Below are 22221 nucleotides of genomic sequence, written 5' to 3'. Positions count from 1 at the left end.
TCCTGACGTCCGGATTTCGAACAGGTTGAGGACAGGCCCGTCCGAAGTTCTTTGGACCCTGACCGGCTCTGCTACGCAAATCAGGTTGTGGACTCATCTCGTGAATCCGGCGAAATAGCTGGCGGGCATGAGCAGGCCGACACCCCAACCTACAAGATCAAGTACGGGACGGCCTACAATGAAGCGCTCAAGCGTCATGGCTCATCGACCATCCAATTGCCGTAAGGCTGGTTTGATCCTGAAATGACATGGGAGGCCAAGCCGACCGGCAAGCGAGGCCGCCAGCCCACCTACAGCGACGCCGCGATCCAGACCTGCCTTACGATGAAGGTGCTGTTCGGCATGGCGCTCAGGCAGACGACCGGTTTCGTCGAAATCCCTCGGCCGAGCGCTCTGGAAAAAGTGGAGTGGCTACCACCGCCGAAGTCGCGTCGAGACGAAACCTCTCGTGACAGTGCTGCGCAATGCACTGACGGTCAGCGGATGCACTGCATGAAGCTGCTGGGCCAACGACCGATGGCAAGGGCCCCTGAGCGTCAGGTCGCCGAGCTTCAGGTTCGCGTCGCCATCATGAACGGCTTCACCGCGCTCGGCATACCCATCACAGAGGCCGTGGGACAAGTGTGTCCTGGGAAAGGGGAAGCTTGGCCGTCAATCGAATTCCACAACGGAGTCCCTGGAATTGGGGGCCAACTTGATTGTCAACGGCGGTCACGCCGGGCGGATACACCGAATTGGACTAAGAGCCACGACTGCGTGCCGGTTGTTTTTCAGGGCTGAGCTGACCGCACATTTGGGCACGAGGGTGGCAAGGATGCGCCTCTTGGCCCACTCAATCGTGGCAACGGCAGCGGCAACAAGAACTTTTTGGGGGCCGGACGGTGAACGTATCTGAAACCCGTATTGGTCAGGTACGCCAAGTTCATGGCACTTCCTTGCTACCTGTGCAGTTTCACCACCTTTGCTGCGGATCGAGTGACGAAATCCCCCCATTTCTGCATGAGGATGCGCCGCCGATCGAGAAGATCGGAGCGGGCATAGGATCGCTCCACCTTGTTGCCGATGGTGTGGGAAAGTGCGGTTTCAGCAACCTCCCAAGATGCCGCTTCCGTGTCCTGTACCCACGATCGGAATGACGACCGGAACCCGTGCGGCCGGCCCGCCTCGCCCAACTGCTTGAGCGATTGGGTCAGCATCTCTTGCGAAATGAACCCAACGCGAGGCGACGGGAACAGGAGGATACTGGTCGCGTATTCCCGGCACGTGTCAAGCACATCGAGGGCAGCGGATGAGAGCGGCACCCGGAAGTCCTTAACCTTTCCGCGCTGGCCCTTCATCCGATCCGCCGGCACAATCCACACGTCGCCGTCAATCTCGCTGAACCGCGCCCCCCGGGCTGGCGTCCCGCGCGTTGCGGTCAGGATGATCCAGCGTAGCGCCAGATAGGAAGGGAAGGGCTTGTCCAGCCGGGCGAACAGATCGGGCACCTCCTGCCAGGGCGTAGATGGAATCGGTGTTTCCACGGCTTCCACGTGACCGAGCATGTGCCGGGCCGCATCGCACACGAATGGATCGACGGGGTATCCCATCAGTCGCGCGTCTTGGAAAATCATCCGCGTCCTGTTCATCGCCTTGTCTGCCGTCTCATGCTTGGTGTTCCAGATCGGCGCAATCGCCGTGTGAATGTCGCGCTGGTGGATGGTCGACAGCCGTTTCTTTCCGATCTTGGGGATCACGTGGATCTTGAGAGGGGAGAACCAGCGCCCGCGCTTTCTGTTGTCCCTCAGTTTCGCCTTGCGTGCTTCGAACACGATGTGCGCCATTTCTTCGAACGTCGGATCCTGTTGGTCCTGGCGCTTTGCCTCGTCGTCTATGGCTTTTTGGCGCTCCGTGATCGGGTCGAGCCCGTCTTGCAGAACGGCAGCCCATTTTGCCCGCGCCTTCCGCGCATCCGCCAGGGACACGTCACGCAGCGATCCAAGGCCCATCTTCCGGCGCTTGCCATTGAGTTGAAACTGGAACTCTTATTTTCCTCCTGATCCAGTCCCGATGAACCTGAGCCCGCCACCGTCTTCCAGCTTGTCGCCGGGTCTCGCGTTCTTGATTTGCGTTGCTTTCAGCTTGTTGATGCCTGCCATTGGCCCCCCAATCCAGCCCCCCGCTTGGGCTGCACCATGTTGCGACATCGCGCAACACCTTGCGAGTTGCGCCGTGCAACAAAGGGGGTCAACACACATTGAAACACTACGCAATTTGCTACAGGTTCCCTTCACCCGCACCATGAGATCAGCATATCACACTGAAATCGCCATAAGAAACGGGATGGAAATCCCGCCCCATTCAGCCCCGAACTTGTTTGTCGCCAGACCATCGCGCGGCGGGGTCTCTCAAGATGTTTCCCAAGTTGTCGATGCGGAGGCTCCAGCCAAGGTGCACATCCGAGTGCCGACGTAGTTTGACCTGTATGGCGGCGCTACACGATCACGCGCGATCACGTTGCCTGGCGCGCCCGCGACTCGGTCTGGTGAAATCCGGAACGGACGGTTACGCGCGACAGCAAGCAGAGGGCATAAAGCCGGTGCTGGGCGCGATTCAATCAGCTTTTCCAACACCATAAAATCATTGAGGAAACGCGTTTCAAGATCTGTGACGTTACGATGATTGTGCAGTTCTGCACAACCTGCTGTTCCGGGTGATGCTGCATTGCAACAGGTTTTGTGCAAGTGCAGAAATAAACCGAACTGTTCAGTTTAGGTCTGGCGGCCAGATAGGAGACTCCTAGGTAGGGGGTCCAACCAACGGAGACCAACAAGATGTCTAACCTTCTCCTCAAAACCCTGTCCCTGACGGCCGCGACAGCGGTTCTGGGCAGCCCGGCGCTTGCCGGCCCGACCTACGAGAGCGCCAGCGGCGGCAGCTTTACCTTCTACGGTCACTTGAACCCGTCCTTCCTGTCGGTCGATGACGGCGTGAACGATTATAGCGACGCCGCAGACAACTCGAGCTCGCCCAGCCGGATCGGGTTCTACCTGCGCCAGCCTCTCGGCCAAAACACGTTCCAGTTCAACTTCGAAACCGGGCTTTCCCTGCGCGGCACCAGCGATTTGAGCCAGGGTACCGATCCGAACTGGGTGGATTGGGATCGCACCGACATCCGTAAGGTCGACTTCAGCCTGTCGGGCAACTACGGGACGTTCTCGGCTGGTCAGGGCAGCATGGCAGCCGATGGCGCGGCCTTTGCCGACCTGTCCGGCACTGACCTTGCCGCGTCCGCATCGGTCGAGGACCTGGCAAGCAGCTTTGAGCTGACAACCACCGCCGGGGCGCTCTCGGGGATCTCGATCGGCGACGCCTTCCCGACCTTCGACGGCGGCCGCCTGGGCCGTGTCCGCTATGACACCGTGTCGCTGAACGGGTTCACGCTGTCGGCCTCCTACGGGACCGACATCCTGACCGTCGGCGACGAAGACGAGGCCTATGACGTGGCCGTGCGCTATGGCAAGCAGTTCGGCGACGTGAAAATCGACGGTGCCCTGGCCGTGACCTGGAACGACAATGCGGGGGCTACTGCTGATACACGTGACACCGTGGCGTCGTTGAGCGCGATGCACAGTTCCGGTTTCAACGCTGCCATTTCCTATGGCGACCGCGACACCACCGGCAACTATGGCTACATCAAGCTGGGCTACACCGCCGACCTGTTTGCCATCGGTTCGACCGCGGTTTCGGTCGACTACTATACCGGTGACGACCTCGTGAGCGCGGGCTCGGAATCGGAATCCTACGGTGTCGCCCTGGTGCAGAACATCGACGACGCCAACATGGAAACCTACCTGGGGTACCGCGAGTATTCCTATGAGGATTCCTCGACAACCACCTACAACGATCTGAAAGCGGTCATCTTCGGGGCCCGCTGGAAGTTCTGATCCGGTTCCTTTCCCTCGGACCGATCAGGCAGCTCGCCGCTTCGGCGGCGGGCTGTTTTTCGTGTATGGGACAGGGTGGGTTTCCGCCGGTGTTTCCGCAATGGCCCTTGCACAGCCGGGCGAGGGCAAATAGAAGGCCACAAATTTGCCGCGCGCGCCGTTTTCGCGCGCTATCGACTCTATGGGGAATATGATGCAGGTCACCGAGACGCTGAACGAAGGTCTGAAGCGCGCGTACAAGCTGATGCTTACGGCACAGGAACTGGACGACAAGATCAACGAGAAACTGGCCGAGGCTCAGCCCGAGGTCGAGATGAAGGGCTTTCGCAAGGGCAAGGTCCCGATGGCGCTGCTGAAAAAGCAGTTCGGCCCGCGCCTGATGGGCGAGGCCATGCAGGAAGCCGTTGACGGCGCAATGAACAAGCATTTCGAGGACAGCGGCGATCGCCCGGCGCTCCAGCCCGAGGTCAAGATGACCAACGAGGATTGGAAAGAGGGCGACGATGTCCTGGTCGAGATGTCGTACGAAAAACTGCCTGAAATCCCCGAAGTGGACCTGGCCTCGGTCAGCTTGGAGCGCATGGTGGTCAAGGCCGACGACGCCGCCATCGACGAGGCGCTGAGCAGCCTGGCCGAAACCGCGCAGGACTTCAACGCCCGCGAAGAGGGCGCCGCGGCGCAGGACGGCGACCAGGTCGTGTTCGATTTCGTCGGCAAGGTCGACGGCGAGGCCTTCGAGGGGGGCTCGGCCGAGGATTACCCGCTGGTGCTGGGCTCCGGTCAGTTCATCCCGGGTTTCGAAGAGCAACTTGCCGGCGTCAAGGCGGGTGAGGAAAAGGACGTGACCGTTTCCTTCCCCGAGGATTACCAGGCCGAGCATCTGGCCGGCAAGGAAGCCGTGTTCTCCTGCACCATCAAGGAGGTGAAGGAACCGGTCGCCGCCGAGATCGACGATGAGCTGGCCAAGAAGTTCGGCGCCGAGGATCTCGCCGGGCTGAAGGCGCAGATCGGCGAGCGGCTGGAGGCCGAATACGCCGGTGCCGCCCGCGCCGTGCTCAAGCGCGGTCTGCTGGATACGCTGGACGGGATGGTCAAGTTCGAGCTGCCGCCGAGCCTGGTCGAGGCCGAGGCCAAGCAGATCGCGCACCAGCTCTATCACGAGGAGCACCCGGACGATCACGGTCACGATCACGGCGAGGTCGAGCCGACTGACGAGCACAAAGCCCTGGCCGAGCGCCGCGTGCGCCTTGGCCTGTTGCTGGCCGAGCTGGGCCAGAAGGCCGAGGTAGAGGTGACCGACGCCGAGATGACGCAGGCGATCATGAACCAGGCTCGTCAGTATCCGGGCCAAGAACGCCAGTTCTTCGAGTTCGTGCAGCAGAACCAGCAGATGCAGCAGCAACTGCGCGCGCCGATCTTCGAGGACAAGGTCGTCGACTACGTCTGCGAACTGGCCTCGGTCACCGAGAAAGAGGTCTCCAAGGACGATCTGCAAAAGGCCGTCGAAGAGATGGAAGACGAAGACTGATCCGTTTCACTGCGGTGAAATGCAGCGGGCCGCCCGGTGGGCGGTCCGTTTTCGTTTGCGACCTCAGGATGCAAGGGCGCCGCCCGGGCAAGCGTCCAGACTATTTCGCGGCGACCAGGACCGATTTCCGCGTCGCCTGTGCCTCGACGCGTGCCAGGCGGGCCAGCTCGGCGGCGCTGGTCGTGCCAAGCGCGTCCGATAGCGCCTCGATCAGGGCCTGCGCCGCGTCGACGTCAGATTGCGACTTGGCGTTGAGGACCTGCTCGTAGCAATACTGCTGCAGCGCATTGCTATGGGGGGCACGGGGGAGCTTGGGCATCTGGTCCGCCTTTTCGGTCTTGGATTCGGGGAATGGGGCAGGGGGCGCGGTTCGCTGTGCCGGAGCCTCTCGGTTGGATCGGAACAGCGCCTCCGCCTCGTCTTCGGTCAGGAACACGTCGTGGCGGATATCGGCAAAGTCACGAATGGCCTGAATGCGCTCTTCCGAGCAATCCATCAGCGCCGCCATCGCGGTGACCTTGCCCATCGGTTTCGGCGTGCCAAGGTAATCGTAGGGCGCGTTGGCCGACCGGCACATGACCCGGTTCATCACCGGGTCGATCACCGCCACGGCGTCCAGAACCCCGGCCTCTCGGGCGTATTCAAAGGCCGCGATCATCACCTCGCTGGTCACGTAGGAGATCGAATTCCGGGTCTTGCCACCGTTCAGCTTTTTGGTGTCGACGCAGAACCTCGTGGCCTCCCAGATCCGCGAACTGCGAAGGGGCGGTTCACCGTCCAGCAAGCCATGAAAGACATCGGCCAGCATGTGTGGACCCGTCGTTTGCAATAGGCGCATGCAGCCGACCACATCCCCATCGGCGTCGAGACAGACCACATGCGCGGGATCGAGCGCGTCGAACTCGTCGACCTCGCGGCCGTTGCGCACCATCACGTCCCATCCGAGCCGGTCGCAAAAGACACGCGCCCTGAGCCTGTGCATCTCGTCCAGAAGCCCTTTGAACCTGTGTCGGTTGAGTGCGTCTATCACTATGATCATGTCCATCCCCATCCGTCGTCACGTTAACGCATGGTTATCCATAAGGATGACTGCGCCTATTAGGGATTTCCCGTAGTCTCGCAGGGCGCGCACGGGTGGTCCGGCGGTTGAATTCGCCGTCAGGGTGTACGGTGAGGGGGCAGGGGGTGGCCTTAGCCGGGGTAGATCAACCCGAGGCCGATCGCCCGGCCGATGGCCTGCGCGGTGGTCAGGGCGCTGAGCTTTTCGCGGCTGGAACGCAGGTGCACCTCGACGGTGCGGTGTGAGATCGACAGGATGTCGCCGATGTCCTGCTGGCTCTTGCCGGCGGCGACCCATTGCAGGATCTGCAACTCGCGCGAGGACAGCCGCGGGCGGTTCAATGCCTGCTGCAGCACGCCGGAGCGCATCACGTTGTCATGCAGGTGCACGGCGGCGAATTGCAGGTCGCCGATGACGTCGCGCTTGTGCTTTTTCCAATCCTGGTCGCGGCAGTCGCGGGTGACGCTGAGCAACCCGCATTCGCCGTGGGGGCCGCGCACCGGCACCGTCAGGCCGCGGTTGGAGATGCCGAAGTCATGGGCGTCAAAGAACACGTCGTGGAAATGCGGGTGGTCGGTAAAGCGTGTCCAGTCGACCGGGGCGATGCTTCGGGCCGACAGGTAAAGGGTCGGGTCGACCCGGTGCATGCCGCGCCGGCCATAGTGCAGTTTCCATTCGTCGGGGTAATTGGCATATCCCTGAACGTCCCCGGTGATCGGGTGCGAGGTCGCGTAGGAGGCATAGTCGAACCCGAGTTCGCGGCACAGGTCGTTCAGAAAGGACGTGAAATTGTCGTCCGTGTCAGGGACCGTGCTCAGGTCGATCAGGTTCAAGTCCGGCTCTCCTTCGGGGGGCGCCCGGTTGGGACGGACCGCGCACCTGCCTCAGGTCGCCATCCGCAGATTCTGTCCAACCGGAGTTTCGGACATTGACCTGACAATTGCCAGTACCGCGCTGCGCTGCGCGCTTGGGAGTTGATGAAACATCTCCATCATCTGGATCGACTCCTGGTCGGACAGGAACGCCATCTTGTTTTCCGGCTTGCCGCCGATGCCGTCGCTGTCCCGATCCGTGCGGATCCCCTGAAAGAAATACTCGATCTCAACGCCCAGTTTCTCGGCCACGGCCCAAAGCCGTGAGGCGCTGACCCGGTTGGCGCCGGTTTCGTATTTCTGGATCTGTTGGAACCGCACGCCGATCGCCGCGCCAAGTTCCGATTGGCTGATCCCGAGGGCAAAACGCCGCGCGCGGATCCGGTTGCCGACAAAAACGTCAATCTCATTCATGAAACACCTATTGCCTTTCCACCCCGTCAGATCAGGTGCGACTGGCGGATTCACCAATACCAACGCAAACACCGTCACAAATTTTTATGTTAATCTTTGTGCCCGAAAGAAGGCTGCGAGGCAATTGTAATCACCTCAGGGTAGCAACGGGTGGAGCGGTGCAAGCAAGGCGGCGAGGCCGGGTCAGATCAACCCGGTCTCCTTGAGCATGCCCCGGCGCTTGGCCTCGTAGTAGTAGCCGCGCGCGTACCAGCTCACGGCCTTGTCATAGCTGCCGTCCGAAACAAGCCAGGCGCCGCGCAGGTATTTTACCGCGTATTTCAGGTTGGTGTCGGCATCCAGAAGTTGATCGGCGCTCCCCCGGAATCCCATGCCGCGGGCGGTGTTGGGGAGGATCTGCATCAACCCGTAATAAGGGCCGTTGCGCGCCCAGGGGCGATGGGTGCTTTCGCGGATCACAACCCGGTGCACCAGCGCGCGGGGCACCTCGTAATGGTCGGCCCACTTGTTGATGAGCCGCCGCAACTCCGGCGTTTCGTTCGGGTAGAGGGGCGGATCGAAGGGGGCGTTCCGGCTGGAACGATGAACGCGCTGTCCGCCGCAGGCGGCGACCAGCAGCGGGGCGGAGAGGAGAAACAGCGCACGTCGGCGCGTGGGATCGGTCATGGGATACCTGCGATTTGCTTTGGCGCAGTCTACATCGGCTGCGTGGCAGCAAGAAGGTGGCGGTTGGGGCTGGGCGGCGAATTGCCACCGGCAAGGGCCGCGACGTGCGCGGCTCGCAACGAAAAAGGGCCGCGCGATGCCCGCGCGGCCCCTGAATGTGGTCGTGGCCAGGATCAGGAGGCGGATTCGTCGCCTTCGGGGGCGGCCTCTTCCTGGGGGCGGTCGCCCAGATCGTCGTCGTCCGACGCGGCGCTGCCGATGTCGTCGAACAGTTCGGAGATCTCGAACTCGGCCTGCGCCTCTTCTTCGGCGGCCAGTTCCTGGATCGACTTGCCCGACGCCTGAAGCTCGGCCTCTTCGGGCGAGCGGGCGACGTTCAGCGCGATGGTGACCATGACCTCGGGGTGCAGGTGCACCTCGACCTCGTGCAGGCCCAGCGTCTTGATCGGCTGGCGGATGATGACCTGCTTGCGATCGAGGCTGAAGCCTTCCTCGGTGGCCACGTCGGCGGCGTCACGGGTGGTGACCGACCCGTAGAGGTTGCCGCCGTCAGAGGCCTGGCGAATCAGCACGAATTGCTGACCGCCCAAGCGGCCGGCCAGATCCTCGGCTTCTTTCTTGGTTTCGAGGTTGCGTGCCTCGAGCTGGGCTTTCTGCGCTTCGAAAGAGGCGATGTTCTCTTTCGACGCGGTCAGCGCCTTGCCCTGCAGCAGCAGGAAGTTGCGGGCAAAGCCGGGCTTGACGTCGACGACGTCGCCCATCTGGCCCAGCTTGGCCACGCGTTCCAGAAGGATAACTTGCATCAGGCTTTCTCCTTACTTCACGGCGTAGGGCAGCAGGGCGAGGAAGCGGGCGCGCTTGATCGCACGGGCCAGTTCACGCTGCTTCTTGGCCGAGACGGCGGTGATGCGCGAGGGCACGATCTTGCCGCGTTCGCTGATGTAGCGTTGCAGCAGGCGGGTGTCCTTGTAGTCGATCTTGGGTGCATTGTCGCCCGAGAAGGGGCAGACCTTGCGGCGGCGGAAAAACGGTTTTGCGGCCATGTCTTAGCGTCCTTTCTTGTGACGGGTGTCAGCGGCGTTCGCGGCGGTTGTCGCGCTCGTCGCGCTTCTGCATCTGGATCGACGGGCCTTCGGCGTGCTCGTCGACCTTGATGGTCAGAACCCGCATCACGTCGTCGTGCAGGCGCATCAGGCGTTCCATCTCCTGGACCGCCGGCGCGGGCGCGTCGGTTCTCAGAAAGGCGTAGTGGCCCTTGCGGTTCTTGTTGATCTTGTAGGCCATCGTCTTGACGCCCCAGTACTCGCTATCCACGAGTTTGCCGCCGTTGTCGGCGAGGACGGTGCCGAAATGCTCGACGAGGCTTTCGGCTTGCGTGTTGGACAAGTCCTGACGCGCGATCATGACATGCTCGTAAAAAGGCATGTGCTCTCCTGTTTCTGTCAAGGCGCATTTCATAGGTGGGGCCATATCCCTTCGCGGCCCCGCCACGAGAGACTGCGCGGTTAGCTTCGTGGTGCGAAGGATGGCCCCGTATACACGTTTCAGCCCGGCGGGCAAGTGCGCTTGCTCCCGCGCCGGGCTGCCCGGCGAATTTCATCGCCTCGCCGTAATCCTGACGCATTTCGGGCAGGAAATGGGCAATGGGGGCGATACGCCAGGACGAGCTGCTGAGATGGCAAATTTGGATCATGCGGGTTTGGGGTCGCCGGGACCGGCGGCCTATGCGGGTAGCGGTACCCCGGTACATGTGGCGTTCGGGCCACGGTTCGCGGTGGTGCCGGTGTTCTTTCGTTTCATCGGGACCTTTCTGATCCTGGTGGCGGCGGCGATGTGGGGTCTGCCCGGCAGCACCGTGGAGGCGGACCTGGTCCTGATAAAGCTGGGCGCATCGCTTTTCTTTCTGTTCTGCGGCGTCGCGCTGGTGATGTTCCATCACGCCGAAAACGTGCCCGAGGTCTGCTTTGATCCGATCCGGCGAGAGTTGCGGGTGCTGGTCAAATCCGGTGATGGCCAGCCGCATGTGGTGCTGCGCCGTGGCTATGACAGCCTTGGTCGGGCGCAGTTCCGGGGCAACCGGGTGGAGTTGTATGATTTCGACGGGCGATTGCTGATCGGGCTGCGGGTGACGGACCCGGCGCGGCGCACGGCGTTGGAAAGCCAGCTGCGCCAGTTGGTGAATATCTGCAACTGAGGCGGGCGCGGCTGTTCGCCTGATCACAGGGGCTGTTGGATTTTGCGGCCTTGTTCGCGGTCGGCGCAACGGCAATCTGAAGCCCATCTGAAACCGAAAAACAAATCGGAGAGAATGGGATGAAAACCGCCTTGCTTGCCGCCGCCATGGCGACTGCCGTGACCGCAGCAACCACCACCGCGGCCTTTGCCGCGCCCGAGAAATACGTGCTGGACGCCAGCCACAGCCAGATCGTCTTCAGTTACAACCACCTCGGCTTTTCCACCGGCTATGGCATGTTCTCAGGCTTCGAAGGCGAGATCATGTTCGACCAGGAGGATCCGGCCAAGTCCAGCGTTTCGGTCTCGATGCCCGAATCCTCGATGCTGACCGGCTGGCAGGCGCGGTTCGATCACTTCATGTCGCCGGATTTCTTTGGCGCCAACGACGAGGATGTCGTCAGCTTTTCTTCGACCGGGATCGAGGTGACCGGCGACACCACCGCCAGGATCACCGGCGATCTGACCCTGAACGGGGTGACCAAGCCGGTGGTGCTGGACGCGGTGCTGAACCAGGTCGGCGATCACCCGATGGCGGGCAAACCCTGGGCCGGGTTCAGCGCCACCACGACGCTGATGCGCAGCGATTTCAACCTGGGCAAGTTCGCCCCCTACATCAGTGACGAGGTCGCCGTCGAGCTGTCGGTCGAGGCGATGAAGGCCGAGTAACCGCCATCCGATCAGGTGAAAGCGAGCCGCCGGTGCATCGGGCGCCGGCGGCTTTTTCGTGTCGTGAGGTTGCCTGTTGCGTCACGATGACGGCCGGGCCGCGCGCTTTGCCGTCAGGTCAACCGATACCACCACCGCGTGCCCGAGCGACTTGTCGTCGGCCATCCCCTCACCGATGGCAAAAGCCAGCCGATCGAGCGTGAGCGCGCCGCTCATCCGCGCGGTTTCGCCTTCGATCTCCAGCGTGAAGGGCAGCACGATCTCCGTCTCGATCCCTTTCAGGTTCAGCGGGCCGCGTGCCTCATAGCCATCCTTGGTGCGCAGGATCTCGCCACGGAACACGGCGCGGGGAAAGCGTTCGGCGTCGAAGAAATCGGGGCCCATCGCCTGCGCCGTGACCGAGCCGAGCGTGAGCGAGGGGATGGACATCTGCACCTCGACCGATCCGGCGGGGCCAGGGGTGTCGCGCTCGTCAAAGGAAATCGCGGCGGTCCAGTCGGCGAATTGCCCGGTGACCGCGCTGCCCATCTGTTGAACGGTGATCTCCAGCGCGCCCGCTTGCACCTGCCAGTCGGAGGCGACCTGTTCGAGCGCCGCGGTTTGCGGGCCCCTGTCGCGCAAGGCGGCCAAACCGCTCCAGCCGCCAAGGCCAAGCGCGGCGATCCAGATCAGGCCGGCCAGAACCGGCGGCAGGGCGGCATGGCGCGCGACGGGGGGCTGCGGCCCGGCGCCGAACCCAGGCAGCATGCGTTGCAGGGTGTAATCCCGGTCGATCAGGACATGCTTGAGCGCGCCCGCCACATGGGCCAGCAGCGCGGCGCTCAGCACCAGCATGGCGAAGTAATGGAGGGTGCCCGCGACCTCGGCTACCGCCCCGCTTTTCGGCACGAAGGGCAGCGACTGGCCAAAAGGCCAGAGAATCGGTGCGAACCCGGTGGTGGCGGCGTGATGGACCCAGCCCGAGAGCGGTACCAGCACCAGCGCGCCGTATAGAAGCCAGTGCACCAGTTCGGCTGCCGTCGCCTCCAGCCGGTTGTCCCCGTTGAGCAACCCGGGACGCTCTTGCGACACTGTCCAGAGGATACGCGCCAACGCAGTGAAGAACATTGCGACGCCCACCGTCTTGTGCAGCGAGAACAGCAGCGCCGCACGCGCCACCGCGCCGTCGCTGGCGGTGCTGGCCGGGTCGCTGACCTGATGCGCCAGGGTGCTGGCGATCCAGCCCAGCGGCAGCGCGGTGAGGATCAGCAACGCGGTCAGCCAGTGAAACGTCTTGGTGACGGCGCCATAGCTTTTGGCGGTATTGGACAGGTGGTTGATCGGGGGCATCGGGGGCGCTCCAAATTGCAATCGCCCCAGATTATGCGGGGACGCGGTACGGACAACGGGCAGGAGGGCACAGCCCCGGCGCGCCATTGCACAGAGCCGCGCGGCGGTCTATTCCGGACCCGAATGCAAGCAGGAGGACGGCATGAGCAGGGCGTTCGTATTCCCCGGGCAGGGGGCGCAGACCATCGGAATGGGCCAGGCGCTGGCCGAGGCCTATCCGGCCGCGAAAGCGGTCTTTGACGAGGTTGACGCGGCACTGGGCGAGGCGCTCAGCGCGCTGATCTGGGAGGGGGACATCGAAACGCTGACCCTGACCCAGAACGCGCAGCCGGCGTTGATGGCTACCTCGCTGGCCGCGATGCGGGCGCTCGAGGCCCAGGGCGTCTCGATGGATGCCGCCGCCTTTGTCGCCGGCCATTCGCTGGGCGAATACTCTGCGCTTTGCGCCGCCGGCGCGATCAGCCTGACCGACACTGCGCGGCTGCTGCGCACCCGGGGACAGGCGATGCAATCGGCGGTGCCGGTGGGCGAGGGGGCGATGGCCGCCATCCTCGGGCTCGACCTGGACGCGGTGCGTGCCGTGGCCGAGGAGGCCGCCCAGGGCGAGGTTTGCCAGGCCGCCAATGACAACGATCCCACCCAGGTGGTGGTCTCGGGTAGCAAGGCCGCGGTCGAGCGTGCCGCCGTGATCGCCAAGGACAAGGGCGCCAAGCGCGCCATCATGCTGCCGGTGAGCGCACCGTTCCACTGTGCCCTGATGCAGCCCGCCGCCGACGTGATGGCCGAGGCGCTGGCCGGCGTCGAGATCAAGGCCCCCACCGTGCCGCTGGTGGCCAACGTGCGCGCCGAGGCGGTGAGCGATCCCGACATGATCCGCGCGCTGCTGGTCGAACAGGTCACCGGATCGGTGCGCTGGCGCGAAAGCGTGCAGTACATGGCCGCCCAGGGCGTCACCGAAACTTGGGAGATCGGTGCCGGCAAGGCGCTGTCGGGCATGATCCGTAAGATCGACCGTTCGATCGCCGGCAAGGCCGTGGGCACGCCGGATGACGTGAAGGCCGCTGTCGAAAGCATGTGAATCGAGGCGGGGCCTGCGACGGCAGGCTCGCGCAAGCAGAAAGGAACCGAACGATGTTCGATTTGACGGGAAAGACGGCGCTGATCACCGGCGCATCGGGGGGCATCGGCGGTGCCATTGCCAAGGCGCTGCACGCCCGGGGCGCGACCGTGGGGCTTTCGGGCACGCGGGTCGAACCGCTGGAGTCGCTGGCCGCGGAACTGGGCGGGCGTGCCCATGTTCTGCCCTGCAATCTGGGCGACGCGGCGGCGGTCGAGGCGCTGCCGAAACAGGCGATCGAGGCGATGGGCGGGGTTGATATCCTGGTCAACAACGCCGGAATCACCCGTGACAACCTGTTCATGCGGATGTCGGACGACGAATGGCAGAGCGTGCTCGACGTCAACCTCACCGCCACCTTCAAGCTGTGCAAGGGTGTGCTGCGCGGCATGATGAAGGCGCGCTGGGGCCGGATCGTGAACATCAGCTCGGTCGTGGGGGCCACCGGCAACCCGGGCCAGGGCAATTACGCTGCCTCCAAGGCAGGCGTGATCGGGATGTCGAAATCGCTCGCCTACGAGGTGGCCAGCCGGGGAATCACCGTCAATGCGGTGGCGCCCGGGTTCATCGCCACGGCGATGACCGAAAAGCTGACCGACGACCAGAAATCCAAGATCAACGCCCAGATCCCCGCCGGCCGGATGGGCGCGCCCGACGAGATTGCTGCAGCTGTCCTCTATCTTGCCAGCCCGGAGGCCGCATATGTCACCGGTGCGACCTTGCATGTGAACGGCGGGATGGCCATGCTGTAGGCAGGCTTTCGTGACACGGCGAAAGCGTTTGCCATCGCGCCGGACTATGCTATAGGCGGCGCACAATTGAGGCAGCGGCCACGCATGGCCGGCCCCTGCCATTCCCGGGTTTCCGGGATCAAGCCGCCCTGATCGGGCACAACCAAGCCACCCCGAGCGGGCAAGGGCAAAATCTGGGGCCACCGGCCTCGAACGGAATGAGGAAGAGACATGAGCGACGTCGCAGATCGCGTTAAGAAGATCGTTGTGGAGCACCTGGGTGTTGAAGAGGACAAGGTCACCGAGAGCGCCTCGTTCATCGACGATCTCGGGGCCGACAGCCTGGACACCGTCGAGCTGGTCATGGCCTTCGAAGAAGAGTTCGGCATCGAGATCCCGGACGACGCTGCCGAGACCATCCAGACCTTCGGCGACGCGGTGAAGTTCATCACGGAAGCGTCCTGATCCCGGGGCAGGTTTCCCCGACCGATTTTGAAACGGCGTCCCCAAGGGGGCGCCGTTTCGCGTTTCCGGCATGATGTTGTATGATCGGCCCGCCCCGGGGCGAGGCGCGGGAGGGGTCAATGCGGTGCATGGTGCCGCAAACGACCTGCGCGATGCCGAAAGCGTGCGATCGCGGTCGTACGCACCGGCTAAGGTGCGAAAACCGGGGAGCCGGTGTGCGAGAGGGGGGGAACCGATGATCATTTACCCGACGATGGAATTGCAGAACGGGCACTGTGTCACGCTGGACCGGGGGCGTCTGGACGCCCCGATGATCTGGCATGTGGACCCGGTCGAGACCGCGCGCGGCTTTGCCGCAGCGGGGGCCCAATGGATGCATCTGACCGATTTCGACGCGGTCGAGGGCGGTGGTGGCAACGCCGAGCTGGTCGAGGAGATCATCCGCGCCGCGGGTATCCCGGTGCAACTGGGCGGCGGCATGCGCAGCCGCGAGGTGGCCGAACGCTGGATCGACAAGGGCGCGGGGCGGATCGTGATCGGCACCTGGGCCGCTCAGGACCCCGAGGCGGTCAAGGAACTGGCCAAGTATCACCCCGACCAGATCGTGCTGTCGGTCGATGTCTGGCAGGGGCAGGTCATGACCGAAGGCTGGCGCACGGCCAGCGCCCTGACCCCCGAGGGCTATATCGAGGCGTTTGGCGATGCGCCCTTTGCCGGGATCGTGATCACGGATGTGGACAGCGACATGGAGGAGGTCGAGGCGCAGCTCGGCCTGATCGCGGGCTTGGCGGACAAGGCCCGCGCCCCGGTGATCGCCAGCGGCGTCGTGCGCAACGCGGACGACATCGCCCGGTTGAAGTACATTCCGGATATCGCCGGTGTGCTGGTGGGCCGGGCGCTGTTTCGCAAGACGCTGGACCTGGCCGAGGCCCTGGCGGTGGCACAGCCCGGTCCGGAACCGGTGGCCGAGTTCCAGTAACGCAACCGTGCGGCAACCGGCCCCGACGGCCGGGTTAATCCGCCGAGTATCGCCGGGGAGGGGCACAGAGGGCGCCGTTACTCTTGCCCCCATCCCCAAGGGCGCGGTAAGAGCGGTTTTCAAGCGGAAAGAGGCAAGAGGGTTGTTCATGCGCAGAGTCGTTGTAACCGGGCTGGGATTGGTGACGCCGCTGGCCTGCGGAGTCGAGGAAAGCTGGTCGCGGCTTTTGGCGGGACAGAGCGGGGCCGGACCGATCACCCGGTTCGATGCCGTCGCCAGCGGAGTGACCACGACCTACGCCTGCGAGGTCCCTGTCGGGGATGGCAGTGACGGCACGTTCAATCCCGATGACTGGATGGCGCCGAAGGAACGGCGCAAGGTCGACGACTTCATCCTTTACGGCGTCGCAGCAGCCGACATGGCGGTGCATGATGCCGGCTGGCTGCCGGAGGACGAAGAAAGCCGCGAACGCACCGGCGTGATGATCGGATCGGGGATCGGCGGGCTGAACTCCATCGCCGATACCGCTGTGCTGATCAAGGAACGCGGGCCGCGCCGGGTGTCGCCCTTTTTCATTCCCGGGGCGTTGATCAACCTGATCTCGGGCCAGGTCAGCATCCGGTTCGGGTTCAAGGGACCGAACCACGCGGTGGTCACGGCCTGTTCCACCGGGGCGCATGCCATCGGCGACGCCAGCCGCCTGATCCGCTATGGCGACGCCGACGTGATGATCGCCGGCGGCGCCGAGGCGGCCATCAGCGAGATCGGCATCGCCGGGTTCAATGCCTGCAAGGCGCTATCGACGAAATACGGCGACAATCCGCAGGCGGCCAGCCGCCCCTATGACGAGGATCGCGACGGGTTCGTCATGGGCGAGGGCGCCGGTGTCGTGGTGCTCGAGGAATACGAGCACGCCAAGGCGCGCGGCGCCAAGATCTATGCCGAGGTGCTGGGCTATGGGATGTCGGGCGACGCCTATCACATCACCGCGCCGTCGTCGGATGGCGAGGGCGGTGAACGCTCGATGCGGGCGGCGTTGAAGAACGCCGGGTTGCAGCCGGGGGATGTGGATTACATCAACGCGCATGGCACCTCGACCATGGCCGATGCCATCGAGCTGGGCGCGGTGGAGCGGCTGATGGGCAACGCGGCGGCCAAGGTGACGATGTCCTCGACCAAGTCGATGACCGGGCACCTGCTGGGCGCGGCCGGCGCGATCGAGGCGATCTTCTCGATCCTGGCGATCCGCGACCAGGTGGCGCCGCCGACCATCAACCTGGACAAGCCGGCGGTGGATTCGCCGGTGGACCTGGCGCCGAACAAGAAGCGCGAGCGGGAAATCAACGTGGCGCTGTCCAACAGCTTCGGCTTTGGCGGAACCAATGCGAGCGTGTTGTTCGGAAAGCCTGAGTAATGTGGCGAAGCCTTGCCTCCAACATGCTGACAATCCTTGCGATTGTCCTGTTCCTGATGGCGGGTGTGATCCTGTGGGGGCAAGGGCAATACTCGGCCGAGGGGCCCTTGAACGAGGCGGTTTGCCTGCGCGTCGAGCGCGGCAGCACGATGTCCCGGGTGAGCCGCGACCTGGAGGACCAGGGGGCCATCGGCAGCGGCGCGATCTTTCGGATCGGGGCGCGCTACAGCGACAAGACCAAGCATCTGAAGGCCGGTAATTTCCTGTTGCGCGAACATGCGTCGATGGAAGAGATCGTCGATCAGATCACCCGCGGCGGCGCCAGCACCTGCGGCACCGAGATCGTTTATCGGGTCGGCGTGACCCGGACGCAGGTCGAGGTGCGCGAGCTTGATCCGGCGACGCGGAGCTTTGTCGAGCGGGCCGATTTCGACCTGAAAACCGGGGAGTTTCCCGAGGTTTTTGTACAAAAGCGCGAACAGGCGGATACCCGGTTCCGTATCGCGGTGGCCGAGGGGGTGACCAGCTGGCAGATCGTCGACGCGCTGGAGTCGATCAAGATCCTGAACGGCGAGGTGGGCACGCGCCCGGCCGAGGGCATGCTGGCCCCGCATAGCTACGAGGTGACGCGCGGCAGCGACCGCGCCGCACTTCTGGCCGAGATGCAGGCGCTTCAGGAAGCGCGCATCGCCGAGACCTGGGCGGCGCGCAGCGAGGGGCTGCCGTTCGACACGCCCGAGGAAATGCTGGTCCTGGCCTCGATCATCGAAAAGGAAACCGGGGTGCCGGAGGAGCGCGGGCAGGTCGCCAGCGTGTTCATCAACCGGCTGGAGCGCGGTATGCGCCTGCAGACGGACCCGACGGTGATCTATGGCGTCACCAAGGGGGAAGGCGTGCTGGGCCGGGGGTTGCGGCAGAGCGAACTTCGCCGCGCAACACCTTGGAATACCTATGTGATCGAGGGGTTGCCGCCGACCCCCATCGCCAATCCGGGGCTGGCCAGCCTGCAGGCCGCCGTGGCGCCCGAGGAAACCGATTACGTGTTCTTCGTGGCCGATGGCAGCGGCGGCCATGCCTTTGCGGCCACGCTGGAAGAGCATAACCGCAACGTCGCCAAGTGGCGCAAGATCGAGGCGGAGCGGCAGACCTCCGGCGATTGACGGCGGAGCGATCCGGACCGCCGAAATCAAGAAATTGTTAAGGGGACCGTGCGCTTGGCGTGCGGTCCTCATGCGTTGCATCTTGACATAACGCACGGTTTCACGTATAGGTTGTGTCACGCTAGAAGAACTGAACGAACGGCCGCGGGGCATCCCGACGGCCGTTTTTTCGTTCTCTCGTGCGGAGTTCACCCGCGCAAGAGGTCAAAGAGCAGACATGATTTTGATTACCCCGGAGGAACGGATTTCGGATGCGGCCGCGTTGCTGCGGTCGCTGAAGCGGTCGGTTCAGGAGTTGAGGGACATTGCCGAGGCCCTGAAACAGGAGATCGAGATCGGGGGGGACGCCAGCGTGGCGGCGCGCAGCAAGGAATTGGAACGTGCGGGACAGGTGATCCGGTCCTGCCAGAAAGTGGAGGAATGTTTTGTCCAAGAGCAACACCGCAAGGCGGGAATCGCGCAAGGGGGATATGCCCTCGATCTTGAGGCTGCCCGGGCTGAGGTCGGGTGCCGACTGGCTCGCCTCCGGGCCTGCTGCCGTGAGGGAGAGGTTCCTCGATGAGATCGGCGAGGGAGGGCTTTGCGCCCTCCCGTACCTGTTCGAGTTCTGGGCCTTGCCGCACCAGTTGCCCCCGGAGGGGGAGTGGCGCGCCTGGGCGATCCTGGGCGGTCGTGGCGCCGGCAAGACGCGCGCCGGGGCGGAATGGGTGCGGGCGCAGGTCGAGGGCGCGCGGCCGCTGGACCCGGGGCGCTGCCGGCGGGTGGCGCTGCTGGGCGAGACCTATGACCAGGTGCGCGACGTGATGGTGCGCGGCGACAGCGGCATCCTGGCCTGTTCGCCACCGGACCGGCGACCGGTCTGGAAGGCCAGCGAGCGGCGGCTGGTCTGGCCCAACGGGGCCGAGGCGCAGGCGTTCTCGGCGCAGGACCCCGACGGGTTGCGCGGGCCGCAGTTCGATGCCGCCTGGGCCGATGAACTGGCAAAATGGCCCAAGGCGCAGGAGGCCTGGGACATGCTGCAATTCGCGTTGCGGCTGGGGCGGCGGCCGCAGGTCTGCGTGACCACGACGCCGCGCAACCAGGGAGTGCTCAAAACGCTCTTGGCGGCGTCCTCGACGGTGGTGACACAGGCCCCGACCGAGGCCAACCGGGCCAACCTGGCCGCGTCCTTCCTCGAGGAGGTGCGGGCGCGCTATGCGGGGACACGGCTGGGTCGGCAGGAGCTGGACGGGGTTTTGTTGGCGGACGCCGAGGGGGCGCTCTGGACCGGCGAGATGCTGGAGGCGGCCCGGGCCGGGGCGGCGCCGGCGCTGGATCGCGTTGTCGTGGCGCTGGACCCGGCGGTGACCTCGGGGGCGGATGCGGATGCCTGTGGGATCGTGGTGGCCGGGGCGCAATTGCAGGGGCCGCCACAGGACTGGCGGGCCTGGGTTCTGGCGGACCGGACGGTGCGGGGCGTCGGGCCGGCGGGCTGGGCGCGGGCGGCGATCCGGGCGATGGAGGAGTTCGGCGCCGAACGGCTGGTTGCCGAGGTGAACCAGGGCGGTCAACTGGTCGAGGAGGTGTTGCGCCAGGTCGATCCGCTGGTGCCGGTGCGCGCGGTGCGGGCCAGCCGGGGCAAGATCGCGCGGGCCGAGCCGGTGGCGGCGCTCTACGAGCAGGGGCGGGTGCGGCACCTGGCCGGGCTGGACGCGCTGGAGGACCAGATGGCGCTGATGACGGCGCGGGGTTTCGAGGGAACTGGATCGCCCGACCGGGTCGATGCGCTGGTCTGGGCGCTGCACGAATTGATCATCGCGCCGGCGGCGCAACACCGGCGGCCGCGTCTGCGGGTGTTGTGAGGGGCCGCCCGTGCCCATGCGAAAGCGGGGATCAATTTGCGCGGCACTTCGGGCCACGAGATCCCCGCTTGCGCGGGGATGACAGCCCGGATTGGCAGGGCGATGTCTTTGGTCACCCAAGGTCCTCGCTTTCGCGGGGATGACAGCAGAAATGGGCCGCCTCGGGCTGGGGGTGTCTTCGCGGGGATGACAGGCTTTGACGGGGGCCTCGGCGCCTCGGGCCGGGAGATCCCCGCTTGCGCGGGGATGACAGACGACAGACGACAGGCTCTGATGTGCCCTGTTGCGCGGGCTGCGCGCGCCGCGTTTCCGGCTTGTTTCCGACCCGCTGTCATAACCGCCTCGACCAAGCCGGGCGGGGGGCCGCCGGGGTCGGACAGAGGAGCAACGGGACATGGCATTTGATTTCCTGCGGCGGAACACGGCGGGCAAGGCGCCGGAGCGCAAGGCCAGCGCGACCGGGCCGGTGGTGGCCTGGCACAGTGCCGGACGCGTCGCCTGGAGCCCGCGCGACGGGGCCTCTCTGACGCGCAGCGGGTTCATGGGCAACCCGGTGGGCTATCGCGCGGTGAAGATGATCGCCGAGGCCGCCGCCGCGCTGCCGCTGGTGTTGCAGGACCGGGCGCGGCGGTTCGAGACGCATCCGCTGCTGGAGCTGATCGAGCGGCCCAACCCGGCGCAGGGGCGGGCGGAACTGCTCGAGGCGCTTTACGCGCAGCTGTTGCTGACCGGTGATGGTTATGTCGAGGCGGTGGTGGCGGGCGAGGCCCTGCCGCAGGAGCTGCACGTGTTGCGGGCGGACCGGATGCGGGTGGTGCCGGGCGCCGATGGCTGGCCGGCGGCCTATGAATACGCGGTCGGCGCCCGCAAGCACCGGTTCGACGTGACCGGGCCGCTGCCGCCGCTGTGCCATATCCGCAATTACCACCCGCAGGACGATCATTACGGCTTTGCGCCGATGCAGGCGGCAGCGATGGCGGTGGATGTGCACAACAGTGCCTCGCGCTGGTCGAAGTCGTTGCTGGACAACGCGGCGCGGCCCTCGGGGGCGCTGGTCTGGCGCGGTGACGGGCAGGGCGGTTTGGGCGACGAGCAGTTCCGCCGGCTGTCGGCGGAGATCGAGGAGAATTATCGCGGCGCGCGCAATGCCGGGCGGCCGATGGTGCTGGAGGGCGGGCTGGACTGGAAGCCGATGGGATTCTCGCCCAGCGACATGGAGTTCCGGCAGACCAAGGAGGCTGCGGCGCGCGAGATCGCGCTGGCCTTCGGGGTGCCGCCGATGCTGCTGGGGATCCCGGGCGACGCGACCTATGCCAATTACCAGGAGGCGAACCGCGCCTTTTACCGGCTGACGGTCCTGCCGCTGGCGACGCGGGTGGCGGCGGCGCTGGCGGAGTGGCTGGCGCCCCATTGTGGCACGGCGGCGGTGCTGAAGCCCGACCTGGACCAGGTGCCGGCGCTGGCCGCCGAGCGCGAGGCGCAATGGGCCCGGGTGGCAAAGGCGGATTTCCTCAGCGAGGACGAGAAACGGGCGCTGCTGGGGTTGCCGCCGCGACGCGATCCGGGGCGGTCGGGGGCGAATACGTGACCCGGCCCGATCTGCCGCCGTTCGAATGCGTGCCGGGGTTGCGGCTGGCGGCGCATGAGCGGGTGAGCGCGGTGCATCACGAGAACGTCTGCCGCCGGCTGGAACGGCTGGAACAGGCGATGGAGCGGCTGGAGCGGCGGCTGTGGCTCACGGTTTACGGGGTGGTGGCGATGATCCTGGCGCAGGCGTTGCAATCGGTCCTGTCGGCGGGCGGCTGAGAGGGCCGGCGC

Annotated in this window: 23 protein-coding genes and 2 pseudogenes; 15 read left to right on the top strand and 10 right to left on the bottom strand. The window is 65.0% G+C overall.

Annotated elements, in window-relative coordinates:
- Positions 1-127: 127 nt before the first annotated feature.
- Positions 128-618: pseudogene (locus ABWV23_RS11755) on the top strand (transposase); the annotation flags it as partial.
- A gap of 320 nt (positions 619-938) precedes the next feature.
- Here ABWV23_RS11755 and ABWV23_RS11750 read toward each other — a convergent pair.
- Together ABWV23_RS11750 and ABWV23_RS22405 are read right to left on the bottom strand one after the other, a co-directional pair.
- A complete protein-coding gene (locus ABWV23_RS11750; protein WP_502901653.1) occupies positions 939-1874 on the bottom strand; it encodes a tyrosine-type recombinase/integrase in 936 nt (311 codons plus the stop codon).
- A gap of 12 nt (positions 1875-1886) precedes the next feature.
- Positions 1887-2009, bottom strand: a pseudogene (locus ABWV23_RS22405) (integrase arm-type DNA-binding domain-containing protein); the annotation flags it as partial.
- Between the two features lie 804 nt (positions 2010-2813).
- Between ABWV23_RS22405 and ABWV23_RS11745 the strand changes: the two are divergent.
- Positions 2814-3926, top strand: coding sequence for a porin (locus ABWV23_RS11745; RefSeq protein WP_353347899.1), 1113 nt, complete (start codon positions 2814-2816; stop codon positions 3924-3926).
- 193 nt (positions 3927-4119) lie between these two features.
- Positions 4120-5454 (top strand): trigger factor, encoded by a 1335-nt coding sequence (tig, locus tag ABWV23_RS11740; RefSeq protein WP_353348105.1) that lies wholly within the window; start codon positions 4120-4122, stop codon positions 5452-5454.
- 100 nt (positions 5455-5554) lie between these two features.
- Here the strand turns inward: tig and ABWV23_RS11735 are convergent, their stop codons facing one another.
- From ABWV23_RS11735 to rpsF, 7 genes are all read right to left on the bottom strand, one after another.
- Positions 5555-6493 (bottom strand): acyl-homoserine-lactone synthase, encoded by a 939-nt coding sequence (locus tag ABWV23_RS11735; protein WP_353347897.1) that lies wholly within the window; start codon positions 6491-6493, stop codon positions 5555-5557.
- A 152-nt stretch (positions 6494-6645) separates the two neighbouring features.
- Complete coding sequence (locus ABWV23_RS11730; RefSeq protein ID WP_353347895.1) at positions 6646-7347, bottom strand: autoinducer binding domain-containing protein; 702 nt, start codon at positions 7345-7347, stop codon at positions 6646-6648.
- A 51-nt stretch (positions 7348-7398) separates the two neighbouring features.
- A complete protein-coding gene (locus ABWV23_RS11725; RefSeq protein ID WP_353347893.1) occupies positions 7399-7878 on the bottom strand; it encodes a helix-turn-helix domain-containing protein in 480 nt (159 codons plus the stop codon).
- Between the two features lie 105 nt (positions 7879-7983).
- Positions 7984-8466 (bottom strand): transglycosylase SLT domain-containing protein, encoded by a 483-nt coding sequence (locus tag ABWV23_RS11720; RefSeq protein WP_353347891.1) that lies wholly within the window; start codon positions 8464-8466, stop codon positions 7984-7986.
- Positions 8467-8639: 173 nt separating this feature from the next.
- Positions 8640-9269, bottom strand: coding sequence for a 50S ribosomal protein L9 (rplI, locus tag ABWV23_RS11715; RefSeq protein WP_353347889.1), 630 nt, complete (start codon positions 9267-9269; stop codon positions 8640-8642).
- Between the two features lie 12 nt (positions 9270-9281).
- Positions 9282-9509 carry a 30S ribosomal protein S18 gene (gene rpsR / locus ABWV23_RS11710; protein ID WP_005982441.1) on the bottom strand — a complete coding sequence of 76 codons (228 nt, stop codon included), beginning with the start codon at positions 9507-9509 and terminating at the stop codon, positions 9282-9284.
- Between the two features lie 28 nt (positions 9510-9537).
- Positions 9538-9891 carry a 30S ribosomal protein S6 gene (gene rpsF, locus ABWV23_RS11705; protein WP_353347887.1) on the bottom strand — a complete coding sequence of 118 codons (354 nt, stop codon included), beginning with the start codon at positions 9889-9891 and terminating at the stop codon, positions 9538-9540.
- 250 nt (positions 9892-10141) lie between these two features.
- Here rpsF and ABWV23_RS11700 point away from each other — a divergent pair, with 250 nt between their 5' ends.
- Both ABWV23_RS11700 and ABWV23_RS11695 read left to right on the top strand, forming a co-directional pair.
- Positions 10142-10660: a hypothetical protein gene (locus ABWV23_RS11700; RefSeq protein ID WP_353347885.1), complete on the top strand. Its 519-nt coding sequence runs from the start codon at positions 10142-10144 to the stop codon at positions 10658-10660.
- Positions 10661-10779: 119 nt separating this feature from the next.
- On the top strand, positions 10780-11367 hold the full coding sequence (locus tag ABWV23_RS11695; protein ID WP_353347883.1) for a YceI family protein: 588 nt from the start codon (positions 10780-10782) through the stop codon (positions 11365-11367).
- A gap of 81 nt (positions 11368-11448) precedes the next feature.
- Here ABWV23_RS11695 and ABWV23_RS11690 read toward each other — a convergent pair whose 3' ends face one another.
- Positions 11449-12696, bottom strand: coding sequence for a cytochrome b/b6 domain-containing protein (locus ABWV23_RS11690; protein WP_353347881.1), 1248 nt, complete (start codon positions 12694-12696; stop codon positions 11449-11451).
- A gap of 142 nt (positions 12697-12838) precedes the next feature.
- Between ABWV23_RS11690 and fabD the strand changes: the two genes are divergently transcribed.
- The 10 genes from fabD to ABWV23_RS11640 all read left to right on the top strand — a co-directional run bounded on the left by fabD (position 12839) and on the right by ABWV23_RS11640 (position 22209).
- Entirely contained in the window at positions 12839-13774 is a 936-nt protein-coding gene (gene fabD, locus ABWV23_RS11685) for an ACP S-malonyltransferase (protein WP_353347879.1), read from the top strand.
- Positions 13775-13827: 53 nt separating this feature from the next.
- Positions 13828-14565, top strand: coding sequence for a 3-oxoacyl-ACP reductase FabG (fabG, locus tag ABWV23_RS11680; RefSeq protein WP_353347877.1), 738 nt, complete (start codon positions 13828-13830; stop codon positions 14563-14565).
- Positions 14566-14775: 210 nt separating this feature from the next.
- Positions 14776-15009, top strand: coding sequence for an acyl carrier protein (locus ABWV23_RS11675; protein WP_108788894.1), 234 nt, complete (start codon positions 14776-14778; stop codon positions 15007-15009).
- Between the two features lie 235 nt (positions 15010-15244).
- Positions 15245-15988, top strand: a complete 744-nt coding sequence (locus ABWV23_RS11670; RefSeq protein ID WP_353347875.1) for a 1-(5-phosphoribosyl)-5-[(5-phosphoribosylamino)methylideneamino]imidazole-4-carboxamide isomerase — start codon at positions 15245-15247, stop codon at positions 15986-15988.
- Between the two features lie 148 nt (positions 15989-16136).
- A complete protein-coding gene (fabF, locus tag ABWV23_RS11665) occupies positions 16137-17402 on the top strand; it encodes a beta-ketoacyl-ACP synthase II (RefSeq protein ID WP_353347873.1) in 1266 nt (421 codons plus the stop codon).
- Complete coding sequence (mltG, locus tag ABWV23_RS11660) at positions 17402-18562, top strand: endolytic transglycosylase MltG (protein ID WP_353347871.1); 1161 nt, start codon at positions 17402-17404, stop codon at positions 18560-18562. The genes fabF and mltG overlap by 1 nt, the downstream gene beginning before the upstream one ends.
- 217 nt (positions 18563-18779) lie before the next feature.
- Positions 18780-19124: a hypothetical protein gene (locus ABWV23_RS11655; RefSeq protein ID WP_353347869.1), complete on the top strand. Its 345-nt coding sequence runs from the start codon at positions 18780-18782 to the stop codon at positions 19122-19124.
- Positions 19033-20403: a DNA-packaging protein gene (locus tag ABWV23_RS11650; RefSeq protein ID WP_353347867.1), complete on the top strand. Its 1371-nt coding sequence runs from the start codon at positions 19033-19035 to the stop codon at positions 20401-20403. Before ABWV23_RS11655 ends, ABWV23_RS11650 begins: the two co-directional genes overlap by 92 nt.
- 394 nt (positions 20404-20797) lie before the next feature.
- The gene (locus ABWV23_RS11645) at positions 20798-21991 is read left to right on the top strand and encodes a phage portal protein (protein WP_353347865.1); all 1194 of its coding nucleotides are present in this window, start codon (positions 20798-20800) and stop codon (positions 21989-21991) included.
- Positions 21988-22209 carry a GTA head formation protein, RCAP_rcc01685 family gene (locus ABWV23_RS11640; RefSeq protein WP_353347863.1) on the top strand — a complete coding sequence of 74 codons (222 nt, stop codon included), beginning with the start codon at positions 21988-21990 and terminating at the stop codon, positions 22207-22209. Before ABWV23_RS11645 ends, ABWV23_RS11640 begins: the two co-directional genes overlap by 4 nt.
- Positions 22210-22221 lie beyond the last annotated feature (12 nt).

Origin of the sequence: Aquicoccus sp. SU-CL01552 (genome assembly GCF_040365005.1) — a bacterium.
GTDB lineage: Bacteria > Pseudomonadota > Alphaproteobacteria > Rhodobacterales > Rhodobacteraceae > Antarcticimicrobium.
This window is presented reverse-complemented; position numbering and strand designations above follow the sequence as displayed.

Coding starts and splice junctions, on each gene's coding strand:
- ABWV23_RS11695 (WP_353347883.1), top strand. CDS start 10,780: ATGAAAACCGCCTTGCTTGCCGCCGCCATGGCGACTGCCGTGACCGCA.
- ABWV23_RS11645 (WP_353347865.1), top strand. CDS start 20,798: ATGGCATTTGATTTCCTGCGGCGGAACACGGCGGGCAAGGCGCCGGAG.
- rplI (WP_353347889.1), bottom strand. CDS start 9,269: ATGCAAGTTATCCTTCTGGAACGCGTGGCCAAGCTGGGCCAGATGGGC.
- ABWV23_RS11670 (WP_353347875.1), top strand. CDS start 15,245: ATGATCATTTACCCGACGATGGAATTGCAGAACGGGCACTGTGTCACG.
- ABWV23_RS11735 (WP_353347897.1), bottom strand. CDS start 6,493: ATGATCATAGTGATAGACGCACTCAACCGACACAGGTTCAAAGGGCTT.
- ABWV23_RS11650 (WP_353347867.1), top strand. CDS start 19,033: ATGCCCTCGATCTTGAGGCTGCCCGGGCTGAGGTCGGGTGCCGACTGG.
- fabF (WP_353347873.1), top strand. CDS start 16,137: ATGCGCAGAGTCGTTGTAACCGGGCTGGGATTGGTGACGCCGCTGGCC.
- rpsF (WP_353347887.1), bottom strand. CDS start 9,891: ATGCCTTTTTACGAGCATGTCATGATCGCGCGTCAGGACTTGTCCAAC.
- ABWV23_RS11745 (WP_353347899.1), top strand. CDS start 2,814: ATGTCTAACCTTCTCCTCAAAACCCTGTCCCTGACGGCCGCGACAGCG.
- ABWV23_RS11675 (WP_108788894.1), top strand. CDS start 14,776: ATGAGCGACGTCGCAGATCGCGTTAAGAAGATCGTTGTGGAGCACCTG.
- fabD (WP_353347879.1), top strand. CDS start 12,839: ATGAGCAGGGCGTTCGTATTCCCCGGGCAGGGGGCGCAGACCATCGGA.
- tig (WP_353348105.1), top strand. CDS start 4,120: ATGCAGGTCACCGAGACGCTGAACGAAGGTCTGAAGCGCGCGTACAAG.
- ABWV23_RS11700 (WP_353347885.1), top strand. CDS start 10,142: ATGGCAAATTTGGATCATGCGGGTTTGGGGTCGCCGGGACCGGCGGCC.
- ABWV23_RS11690 (WP_353347881.1), bottom strand. CDS start 12,696: ATGCCCCCGATCAACCACCTGTCCAATACCGCCAAAAGCTATGGCGCC.
- ABWV23_RS11720 (WP_353347891.1), bottom strand. CDS start 8,466: ATGACCGATCCCACGCGCCGACGTGCGCTGTTTCTCCTCTCCGCCCCG.
- rpsR (WP_005982441.1), bottom strand. CDS start 9,509: ATGGCCGCAAAACCGTTTTTCCGCCGCCGCAAGGTCTGCCCCTTCTCG.
- fabG (WP_353347877.1), top strand. CDS start 13,828: ATGTTCGATTTGACGGGAAAGACGGCGCTGATCACCGGCGCATCGGGG.
- mltG (WP_353347871.1), top strand. CDS start 17,402: ATGTGGCGAAGCCTTGCCTCCAACATGCTGACAATCCTTGCGATTGTC.
- ABWV23_RS11655 (WP_353347869.1), top strand. CDS start 18,780: ATGATTTTGATTACCCCGGAGGAACGGATTTCGGATGCGGCCGCGTTG.